Annotated in this window: 11 protein-coding genes; 6 read left to right on the top strand and 5 right to left on the bottom strand. The window is 74.2% G+C overall.

All coding sequences use genetic code 11. The features are described 5' to 3' along the window. The 3 genes from VGD85_RS09445 to VGD85_RS09435 all read left to right on the top strand — a co-directional run. On the top strand, window positions 1-832 hold an 832-nt coding region (locus VGD85_RS09445), incomplete at its 5' end, for a Gmad2 immunoglobulin-like domain-containing protein (protein WP_331063200.1). A gap of 26 nt (window positions 833-858) precedes the next feature. After that, window positions 859-1,749, top strand: coding sequence for a Gmad2 immunoglobulin-like domain-containing protein (locus VGD85_RS09440; RefSeq protein WP_331063199.1), 891 nt, complete (start codon window positions 859-861; stop codon window positions 1,747-1,749). Beyond that, window positions 1,746-2,651, top strand: a complete 906-nt coding sequence (locus VGD85_RS09435) for a winged helix DNA-binding domain-containing protein (RefSeq protein WP_331063198.1) — start codon at window positions 1,746-1,748, stop codon at window positions 2,649-2,651. Before VGD85_RS09440 ends, VGD85_RS09435 begins: the two co-directional genes overlap by 4 nt. 33 nt (window positions 2,652-2,684) lie before the next feature. Here the strand turns inward: VGD85_RS09435 and VGD85_RS09430 are convergent, their stop codons facing one another. From VGD85_RS09430 to hrcA, 3 genes are read right to left on the bottom strand one after another with little or no spacing between them, the layout of a single operon-like run. Continuing rightward, window positions 2,685-3,425, bottom strand: coding sequence for a 16S rRNA (uracil(1498)-N(3))-methyltransferase (locus tag VGD85_RS09430; protein ID WP_331063197.1), 741 nt, complete (start codon window positions 3,423-3,425; stop codon window positions 2,685-2,687). Between the two features lie 11 nt (window positions 3,426-3,436). Beyond that, window positions 3,437-4,609: a molecular chaperone DnaJ gene (gene dnaJ, locus VGD85_RS09425; RefSeq protein WP_331063196.1), complete on the bottom strand. Its 1,173-nt coding sequence runs from the start codon at window positions 4,607-4,609 to the stop codon at window positions 3,437-3,439. 34 nt (window positions 4,610-4,643) lie between these two features. Beyond that, window positions 4,644-5,669: a heat-inducible transcriptional repressor HrcA gene (gene hrcA, locus VGD85_RS09420; RefSeq protein WP_331063195.1), complete on the bottom strand. Its 1,026-nt coding sequence runs from the start codon at window positions 5,667-5,669 to the stop codon at window positions 4,644-4,646. 122 nt (window positions 5,670-5,791) lie between these two features. Here hrcA and VGD85_RS09415 point away from each other — a divergent pair, with 122 nt between their 5' ends. The 3 genes from VGD85_RS09415 (at window position 5,792) to VGD85_RS09405 (ending at window position 7,983) form a co-directional block, all read left to right on the top strand. Next, window positions 5,792-6,667, top strand: coding sequence for an MBL fold metallo-hydrolase (locus VGD85_RS09415; protein WP_331063194.1), 876 nt, complete (start codon window positions 5,792-5,794; stop codon window positions 6,665-6,667). A gap of 203 nt (window positions 6,668-6,870) precedes the next feature. Next, window positions 6,871-7,092, top strand: coding sequence for a hypothetical protein (locus VGD85_RS09410; protein ID WP_331063193.1), 222 nt, complete (start codon window positions 6,871-6,873; stop codon window positions 7,090-7,092). Window positions 7,093-7,140: 48 nt separating this feature from the next. Next, window positions 7,141-7,983, top strand: coding sequence for a DUF3097 domain-containing protein (locus VGD85_RS09405; RefSeq protein WP_331063192.1), 843 nt, complete (start codon window positions 7,141-7,143; stop codon window positions 7,981-7,983). 13 nt (window positions 7,984-7,996) lie between these two features. On the opposite strand, the gene VGD85_RS09400 is transcribed toward VGD85_RS09405, so the two are convergent. Further along, complete coding sequence (locus VGD85_RS09400) at window positions 7,997-8,524, bottom strand: TM2 domain-containing protein (protein ID WP_331063191.1); 528 nt, start codon at window positions 8,522-8,524, stop codon at window positions 7,997-7,999. A 27-nt stretch (window positions 8,525-8,551) separates the two neighbouring features. Further along, entirely contained in the window at window positions 8,552-9,781 is a 1,230-nt protein-coding gene (hemW, locus tag VGD85_RS09395; RefSeq protein WP_331063190.1) for a radical SAM family heme chaperone HemW, read from the bottom strand. Window positions 9,782-10,003: the final 222 nt, after the last annotated feature.

Below are 10,003 nucleotides of genomic sequence, written 5' to 3'. Positions count from 1 at the left end.
GGCCGCGGCCGTGGGCGCCTTCGCCGTGCTCGACGACGACGGCGGCGACTCGACGCCCGGGCCGGCCCACCACAGCCACGCGACGGACCCGAGCCCGACCACCACGGTGACCGTCCGCAGCGTCCCGGCGTACTTCATCGGCGACACCCCGCACGGGCCGCGCCTGTTCCGGGAGTGGCGGACGATCGCCGGCCCCGCCGATCTGGCCGCCGCCCTCCAGGCGCTGCAGCAGACCCCCGACGACCCCGACTACCGCACCGCCTGGCAGCCCGGCTCGCTCACGGCCGGGGAACCGCGCGGCGATGTCTACACCGTCGAGATCGGCGACGCCGCACTGCACGACCGTCCGGCCGGGATGAGCAGCGAGGAGGCGGGTCTGGCGATCGAGCAGGTGATCTACACCGTCCAGGCCGCCGCTGGGGGCCGGGTGCCCGTGCAGTTCCTGCTCGACGGCAACCCGATCAACGAGGTGTACGGGCAGCCGACGTCGGAGGCGCTCACCAACGCGCCACCGCTCGAGGTGCTGAGCCTGGTGCAGATCAACGACCCGGTCGAGGGGCTCGAGGTGACGGGCACGTTCACCGCCCGCGGTGCCGCGAGCTCGTTCGAGGCCACCGTGCCCTGGGAGATCCGCGACGGCGACACGGTCGTCGAGCAGGGCTTCGCCACCGCCACCGGCTTCGAGGGACGGCTCTACCCGTGGGAGACCGCCGTCGACGTCTCCGGCCTCGAGCCCGGCGAGTACACGTTCGCCGCCATGACCGACGACCCGTCGGGCGGTGCCGAGGGCGCCGAGCCGTTCGTCGACACGCGCACGATCATCGTCCGTTGACGTCCGCGACCCGAGAGGATGGAGCCATGAATGCCCGGACCCGTCTCGCCGCGCTGCTGTCCGCCGCCGTCTGCCTCGGGGCGCTCACCGCGTGCGGCAGCGACGACGCCAAGGCCGAGGACCCGACGCCGGCCAACGGCTCGACCCGGGGCCAGGGCTCGGAGAGCCCCGCGCCCTCCGAGTCCGAGGGTCAGGAGTCCGAGACCGTCGCCGTGCCCGTCTACTTCGTCGGCGAGACCCCGCAGGGGCCGCGGCTCTACCGGGAGTTCCGGGAGGTCCCGGCCGGCGACCCCGCCGCCGGTGCACTGGCGCTGCTGACCTCCGGCGACGCACTCGACCCCGACTACCGCACGCTGTTCCCGGGCGGAGACGCGCCCACCGCTCAGGTCGACGCCGACCCGATCGTCGTGGACCTGCCCGACGAGAGCTGGACCACCGCTCCCGACGGCATGTCCGAGGACGACGCCCGGCTCGCCGCGCAGCAGCTGGTCTACACGCTGCAGGGCATCGCCCAGGCCCGCACGCCGGTGTCGATCCAGCTCGACGGCGCCCCGGCCGACCTGTTCGGCCTCGGCGGCGAGCTCACCAACGAGCCCGAGATCGACGTCCGCGCCCTGGTCAACGTGACCGACCCCGTGGAGGGCGCCACGGTGAGCGGCTCGTTCACCGCGAGCGGGGTGTCGAGCTCGTTCGAGGCGACCACGCCGTGGGAGATCCGGTCCTCCGACGGGAAGGTCGTGGCGAAGGGCTTCGCCACCGCCGAGGGCTGGATGGACAAGCTCTACCCGTGGGAGACCGAGGTCGACCTCTCCGACGTCGCACCCGGCACCTACACGTTCGTCGCGATGACCGACGACCCGTCGGGCGGCGAGGGCGCCGGACCGACCGAGGACTCCAAGACGATCACCGTCGAGTGAGGCTCACCGCCCGCCGGCTGAACCGCACGCTCCTGGCCCGCCAGCACCTGCTGGCACGGGTCGACGCCGAGCCCGCCACGGTGGTCCGCGACCTGGTCGGCCTGCAGGCGCAGGAGTCGCTCTCGCCGTACCTCTCGCTGCACGCGCGACTCGCGACGTTCGACCCGTACGCCGTCACCCGTGCGCTGGAGGACCGCTCGCTGGTGCGGCTGCTGACCATGCGCGGCACGATCCACCTGCTCACCCCCGAGGACGCGCTGGAGCTGCGGCCGTGGACCCAGCCCGTGATGGACCGGGCCCAGCGCAGCCACGACGAGGTCGTGCCGCAGTTCGCCCGGCCACTCGTCCAGCGCCCGCCGCGCGGGACCTGGAAGGGCGGTGGCGGCGTGGACTACGCCGATCTGGTCGACTGGGTCGGGGCGCCGCTGCGGGAGCCCGACGTGCCCGGGATCGTGCGCCGCTACCTGCGCGCGTTCGGCCCGGCCTCGGCCGCCGACGTCACCGCCTGGTCGGGCGTCACCCGCCTCGGGCCGGTGCTCGCCGGCATGGCCGACCTGGTGCGCCACGAGGACGAGGCCGGCAAGACGCTCTACGACGTGCCCGACAGCGTGGTCGCGGACGCCGACACTCCCGCGCCCGTCCGCCTCCTGGGCACCTACGACAACCTCTGGCTCTCCCACGCCGCGCGCGACCGCGTCGCGACCCCCGACAACCGGCGCCGCTGGATGGGGCCCAACGGCGGCTCCGGGATGGTCGTGCTGGTCGACGGCATGCTCGAGGGGCTGTGGCGGCGCGACGGCGACCGGGTCGGGGCGGTCGAGACGTTCCGCGCGCTCACGCGTCGTGAGCAGTCCGAGCTCGACGACGAGGTCGCCCGAGTCGAGGCCCTGCTGAGCACCTGACCCACGTCGACCCGCCCGTAACTCTCGGGCGGCTCAACGCCAGCGCGGCGTCCGCGCCAACAGCGCGGCCACGGCGGCGACGCCGGCGGTCGAGGTGCGCAGCACCTCCGCGCCCAACCGCACCGAGACGGCACCGGCGGCCACGAACGCCTCGACCTCCTCGTCGGTGAGCCCGCCCTCGGGACCGACGACGACCACGATCCGCCCGGTGGTGGGTACGTCGAGCGCGGCCATCGGTGCGGTCGCGTCCTCGTGGAGCACGACCGCCAGGCCGGCGCCGGACACCAGCGCGGCGACGTCGGCCGTGCTCGCGACCTCGGCGACGGACGGGAACCACGCCCGGCGGGCCTGCTTGGCCGCCTCGCGGGCGGTGGCGCGCCACCGCCCGAGCGACCTGGCGGCGCGCTCACCCTTCCAGACCGCCACGCTGCGCGCGGCCGCCCACGGCACGATCTCGGCGACCCCGACCTCGGTGAGCACCTCCACGGCGAGCTCTCCACGATCGCCCTTCGGGATGGCCTGCACTGCGACCAGGGCCGGCTCGGGGGCAGCGGCCCGGCGTACCGACTCCACGGTCACGGCGAGCACCCGCTTGCCGGTCGAGGCGACCGGCCCCTGCACGGTCGTGCCGGCGCCGTCGGTGAGCACGACCTGCTCGCCGACCCGCAGCCGGCGCACCGCCACCGCGTGGTGCGCCTCGTCGCCCTCGACCGTCACCTGCGCACCGACCGCGACGCCGGCGAGGTCGGGCACCAGATGGACCGGGAGCGACATCGGCGCCCCGGTCAGTGCGCGTTGAACGCGTCGCGGAGCCGGCCGAAGACCGACCGGGCGCCGGGGCGGACCTGACCGGTCGGCGCCTCCTCACCGCGGATCGCGGCGAGCTCGATGAGCAGCTCCTCCTGGCGCGGATCCAGCCGCGTCGGGGTCTCCACCACCACCGTGACGACCAGGTCGCCGCGGCCGCCGCGCAGGCCGGGGACGCCGCGACCGCGGAGCACCTGCTCGGTGCCGGACTGGGTGCCGGGGCGCACGTCGAGCTCGAAGGAGGTCTCCAGTCCCGAGCCGGTCTCCTCGTCCGCGGCGACGTCGGCCTCGAGCGTCGGCAGCGTCAGCGTGGTGCCGAGGGCCGCGGCCGTCATCGGCAGCGTCACCGTGCAGTGCAGGTCGTTGCCGTGGCGCGTGAACGTCTCGTGGGGCGCGGTGTGCACCTCGACGTACAGGTCGCCGGCCGGTCCGCCGCCCGGACCGACCTCGCCCTCGCCGGCGAGCTGGACGCGGGTGCCGTCGTCGACGCCGGGCGGGATCCGGACGGTGAGGGTACGCCGCGAGCGCACCCGGCCGTCGCCCGAGCACTCCCGGCACGGCTCGGGGATGATCGTGCCGAAGCCCCGGCACGCCGGGCAGGGGCGCAGCGTGCGGATCTCGCCGAGGAACGAGCGCTGCACGTGCGCGACCTCGCCGGCGCCGTGGCAGGTCTCGCACGGGATCGGGTGCGTGCCGGGCGCCGTACCCTCGCCCTGGCAGGTGCCGCAGCGCACCGCGGTGTCGACCTTGATCTCACGGGTCACGCCGAACGCCGCCTCCGCGAGCTCGACCTCGAGCCGGATCAGCGCGTCCTGGCCGCGCCGCTCGCGAGGCCGCGGTCCCCGGCCGGCGCCCGCGGCGCCGCCACCGAAGAACGCGTCCATGATGTCGGTGAACGAGAAGCCGGCCCCCTGCCCGAAGCCGCCGCCGGCGCCGCCGAACGGGTCGCCGCCGCGGTCGTACGACGCGCGCTTCTGCGGGTCGGAGAGCACCTCGTAGGCCAGCGAGATCTCCTTGAAGCGCTCCTGGGCCTCCGGATCGGGGTTGACGTCGGGGTGGTACTGGCGGGCCAGTCGCCGGTAGGCCTTCTTGATGGCGTCGGCGTCCGCGTCGCGGCCGACACCGAGAAGCTCGTACAGGTCCTGACTCAACGTGGTTCCTTCTGTGGTTGCTGGGGGTCGGGGCTCAGGCCTCGTCGAGGATCCGCGACACGTAGCGCGCCACCGCGCGCACCGCGGCCATCGAGCCCGGGTAGTCCATGCGGGTCGGTCCGACGATCCCCAGGCGCGCGAACGCCTCGTCGCCGGGGCCGTAGCCGGTCGCCACGACGCTCGTGGACGAGAGCTCCTGGTAGGGGCCCTCATGGCCGATCCGGACGGTGAGGACCTCGCCGGTGGTGGCCTCGCCGAGCAGCTTGAGCAGCACGACGTGCTCCTCGAGCGCCTCGAGCAGCGGCCGGACGGCCGAGTCGAAGCTGTCGCCGAAGCGCGCCAGGTTGGCCGCGCCGCCGACCGCGATCCGCTCGTCGGAGCGGTGGTCGGACATGGCGTCCACGAGCACCTCCACCACGGCGCCGGTGGGAGTCGGAGGGGTCGTGGCGTCCTCGACCGGCACCAGGGCGCGCAGGGCGGTCACGGCGTCGGCGATCACCTCGCCGATGGCCGCGCGGTTGACGGTGCTGCGCAGCTCGGCCAGGTCCTCGTCGGGGAGCTCGGCGGCGAGCTCGACGAGCCGTTGCTCGACCCGGCCGGTGCTGAGGATCAAGACGACCAGCAGCCGGGTGGGTGTGAGGGCCACCAGCTCGACGTGGCGCACGGTCGAGCGCGACAGCGTGGGGTACTGCACGACGGCGACCTGACGGGTCAGCTGGGCCAGCAGCCGCACCGAGCGCTGGACGACGTCGTCGAGGTCGATGGCGCCGTCGAGGATCGACGCGATCGCCCGCTTCTCCGCGGCGCTCATCGGCTTGATCGTCGTCAGCCGGTCCACGAACAGCCGGTAGCCCTTGTCGGTCGGGACCCGGCCGGCGCTGGTGTGCGGCTGGGTGATGTAACCCTCGTCCTCCAGGGCCGCCATGTCGTTGCGGACCGTCGCCGGCGACACCCCGAGCCCGTGCCGCTCGACCAGGGCCTTGGAGCCGACCGGCTCCTCGGTGGCGACGTAGTCCTCCACGATCGCGCGGAGCACGGCGAGCCTGCGCTCCTCCTGCACCCGCCTCGCCTCCTCTCGTCCGCGTCCCGGCCACGCTGGCACTCGAAAGTCCTGAGTGCCAAGACTACTAGGAGCCGCCACCACCGCACATCGTGACGGGGCGCGTCACCTAGGGTGAGCCGGTGGCACTCACCGCAGGATTCCAAGAGGTCGCCGACCGGGTCTGGGTCGCCCGCTACGAGTGGTTCGACGTCAACGTCACCCTGGTGGGCGGCACCGACGGGCTGCTCGTCGTCGACACCAACGCCTCGGCGCGGGCCGCCCGCGCGGTCATCGAGGACATCCGGCGGCTCGGCGCCGGCGAGGTCGTCGGGGTCGTCAACACCCACGAGCACTTCGACCACACCCTCGGCAACGGCGAGCTGCGGGCGGCGTACGGCGCCGCTCTGCCGCTCTACGCCCACGAGACCGCCGCCGTGCGCACGGTGGCGTCCGGGGAGCGGCTCAAGCAGCGCTACGCCGAGGCACCCGAGGACCCGCACGCGACCGAGGTGCTGGAGACCGAGATCGTCCCCGCGGACACGACGTTCTCCTCGGTGCGCGCGCTCCACCTGGGCGAACGGATGGTCGAGCTGATCCACCCCGGCCGTGGGCACACCGCCGGCGACCTGGTCGTGCGCGTGCCGGACGCCGACGTCATGCTCGCCGGGGACCTGGTGGAGGAGTCCGCCCTGACCAACGGCGTGCCCGGCTTCGGTGACGACTGCTACCCGTTGGACTGGCCCCTGAGCCTCGACGTCGTGCTGGCGCTCACCACGCCCGCCTCGGTGGTCGTCCCCGGCCACGGCGCCCCGGTGGACCGCGACTTCGTCGAGGAGCAGCGCGACACCATCGGCGTGGTCGCCGAGACCATCCGCGACCTCGCCGCCCGCGGCGTGCCGCTCGACCAGGCCCTCGAGGTCGGCCAGTGGCCCTACCCGCGCGAGGACCTGGCCGCCGCCGTACGCCGCGGCTACGAGCAGCTGCCCCGCAGCCAGAAGCGGTTGCCGCTCGTGTGAGCTGCCCGAGCCGGCGCTTGCGCCGGCTCGGACCCAGCAGCCAGGTCGAGTAGCCCCGCGGCCGAGGGACGAGGCCGCGACGGGCGTATCGAGACCATTTGCGGGTACGCCCGAGCCGGCGCTTGCGCCGGCTCGGACCCAGCAGCCAGGTCGAGTAGCCACGCGACGGGCGTATCGAGACCAGCTGCGGGTACGTCGTGGTCATGAGCACCCGCGACGACGAGCCGACCGAGGGCATCACCGACGACCTGCTGCCGGAGGACCTGCGGCCCACCGACGACAACCCGCTCGCGAAGCCGCTCACCGACGAGGACGACCCGAAGTCGCCGGAGGAGCTCGACATGCACGGCGGGAAGACGCCGGAGGAGTCCGAGGGCGACGCTCCCGGTGACGCCGAGGGCGACGAGGGTCACTCCGAGGACTGACGGCGCGCCCCCTCGGCGCTGTCGGTGCCCGCGCCTAGCCTGGCGCGGGTGACCGATCGCTACGGATCCGACGTCCTCGCCACCGACTGGCGCGCGCCCAAGCGCGGCCGCGCCACCGAGGCGCCCGCCGAGCTGGGTGCCGTGGTCGAGGAGGTCACCACCGACTGGTGCGGCGAGATCGTGGCCGTCGACCGCGACCTCGGCACGCTGACCCTGGAGGACCGTCGCGGCAAGCGCCGTACCTTCCCCCTCGGGCCGGGGTTCCTGCTCGAGGGGCGGCCGGTGATCCTGGTGCCGCCGGTGCGCGGCGGCGCGCCCGCCCGGCCGACCCGCACCGCATCGGGATCCGTGGCCGTGCCCGGCGCCCGGGCCCGGGTCGCGCGGGCGAGCCGGATCTTCGTCGAGGGCCGCCACGACGCCGAGCTCGTCGAGAAGGTCTGGGGCGACGACCTGCGCATCGAGGGCGTGGTCGTGGAGTACCTCGGCGGCGTCGACGACCTCGCCGACCACCTGCGCGACTTCCGGCCCGGCCCCCAGCGCAAGGTCGGCGTCCTGGTCGACCACCTGGTCCCCGGGTCCAAGGAGAGCCGGATCGCCGAGGCGATCGCGAAGTCGCCCACCGGACAGCACGTGCTGATCGTCGGCCACCCGTTCATCGACATCTGGGCCGCGGTCAAGCCCGACCGGCTCGGCCTGACCCGCTGGCCCGACGTGCCGCGGAGCATCGAGTGGAAGAAGGGCGTGTGCCAGCACCTGGGTTGGCCGCACCGCGACCAGGCCGACATCGCCCGCGCCTGGCAGCACATCCTCGGCCGGGTCACCTCCTACAACGACCTCGACCCGGCCCTGCTGGGCCGGGTCGAGGAGCTGATCGATCACGTGACGGCCTGACGGCCGCGTCGTCTCAGCTGCGCAGCGGGCGGCCCTGCACGTCGGTGCTGTCGGTGGCCAGCATGATGATGCCGTCGATGAACGGCCACAGCGCGCCGATGCCGCAGGTCAGCACCGTCACGACGAGCTGCCACACCCCGGTCTTGGTGTCGCCGATGTAGAAGCGGCCGATGCCGAGCGGGATCAGGATCTGCAGCAGGCCCGCGACCAGCTTGGACTTGTCGGAGTACGGGATCCCGGTGACCGGGTGCACGCCGTACGGCGCTCCCGGGCCGGCCCCGTAGGGCGCGCCGCCGACCGGCGGCGGCGGGTAACCGCTGGGCTGCTGATAGGGCTGCCCGTACGGCGGCGGGGCTGCCTGCTCGCCGTAGGGCGGCGGGGCCTGCTCGCCGTAGGGCGGGGGTGCCTGCTCGCCGTAGGGCGGCGGCGTGGCGCCGGGGGGCGGCGGGGCCGGGCTGCCGTACGGCGGGGGCGCCGACGCTCCTTCGGGCTGCCCCTCCGGTTGCTGGTGCGGATCCTGGTTCTCGGGGCCGGTGGTCATGGCTTCACCCTAGGACCGCGCGGACCCTCACGGCAGCAGATCGCGCACGACCGCGTCGGCGAGCAACCGGCCGTGCCGGGTGAGGACCAGCCGGCCCTGCTGGACGAGGAGCAGACCGCGCTCGGCCAGGTCCGCGACGGCCGCGCGACCGTCCGGATCGAGCACCTCGATCGACAGCCCGTCGCGCAGCCGGAGCTCGAGGAGCACCCGCTCCACGCGGCGGCTCTCGTCGTCGAGCACCTCGCGCCCGTGGCCCGGGCTGACGCCGGCGGCGAGGCGGTCGGCGTACGCCGCCGGATGCTTGACGTTCCACCACCGCACCCCACCCACGTGGGAGTGCGCGCCGGGCCCCACACCCCACCAGTCGCCGCCGGTCCAGTAGAGCAGGTTGTGCCGACAGCGGCTCTCCTCGTCGCGCGCCCAGTTCGAGACCTCGTACCACTCCATCCCGGCGGCGGCGAGGCGGTCGTCGACCAGGACGTACTTGTCGGCGAGGTCGTCCTCGTCCGGCATCGGCAGCTCGCCGCGCTTGACCCGGCGGGCCAGCGCGGTGCCGTCCTCGACGATGAGCGAGTACGCCGACACGTGGTCGGGGTGGCACGCGAGCGCGGCCTCGACGCTGGTCGCCCAGTCGGCGCGCGACTCCCCCGGCGTGCCGTAGATCAGGTCCAGGCTGACCTGCTCGAAGCCGGCCTGGCGCGCCCAGTCGACGACGGCCGGGACCCGCAGCGGGTCGTGGGTGCGGTCGAGCACCCGCAGGACGTGGTCGACCGCCGACTGCATGCCGAACGACACCCGGGTGAACCCGGCCGCCCGCAGCGCCTCGAGGTCCCACAGCGCGACACTGTCCGGGTTGGCCTCCGTGGTCACCTCGGCGTCGTCGGCCAGCCCGAACTCGCCGGCGATCGCCGCGACGACGGCGCCCAGGTCGGCGGGGCTGAGCAGCGTCGGGGTGCCGCCGCCGAAGAACACGGTCCGCACCGGGACGTCCGCGGCCCCTAGCACCCGCCGCGCCCGGCGTACCTCCTCGATCGCCGCCTCCGCGTACGTCGTCCGGCTCGCTCCGGGCGCACCGCCGGCCGGACCCAGCTCCTCGGCGGTGTAGGTGTTGAAGTCGCAGTAGCCGCACCGCACCGTGCAGAACGGCACGTGCACGTAGAACCCGAACCCCCGCTCCCCCAGATGCGCCAGCGCCGACTCCGGCAGCGATCCGTCCTCGGGCACGGGCTCGCCGGAGGGCAGCGCGGAGGGGGGCACCACCTGATCCTCCCACCCACCGGTCACCACGCCGAGTCGGCGCCAGTTTCCGGTCCACCCCTGCCGAGTCGGCGCCAGTTTGCGGTCCACCCCTGCCGAGTCGGCGCCAGTTTCCGGTCCACCCCTGCCGAGTCGGCGCCAGTTTCCGGTCCACCCCTGCCGAGTCGGCGCCAGTTTCCGGTCCACCCCTGCCGAGTCGGCGCCAGTTTCCGGTCCTCGGAG

Origin of the sequence: Nocardioides sp. (assembly GCF_036401255.1) — a bacterium.
GTDB lineage: Bacteria > Actinomycetota > Actinomycetes > Propionibacteriales > Nocardioidaceae > Nocardioides.
This window is presented reverse-complemented; position numbering and strand designations above follow the sequence as displayed.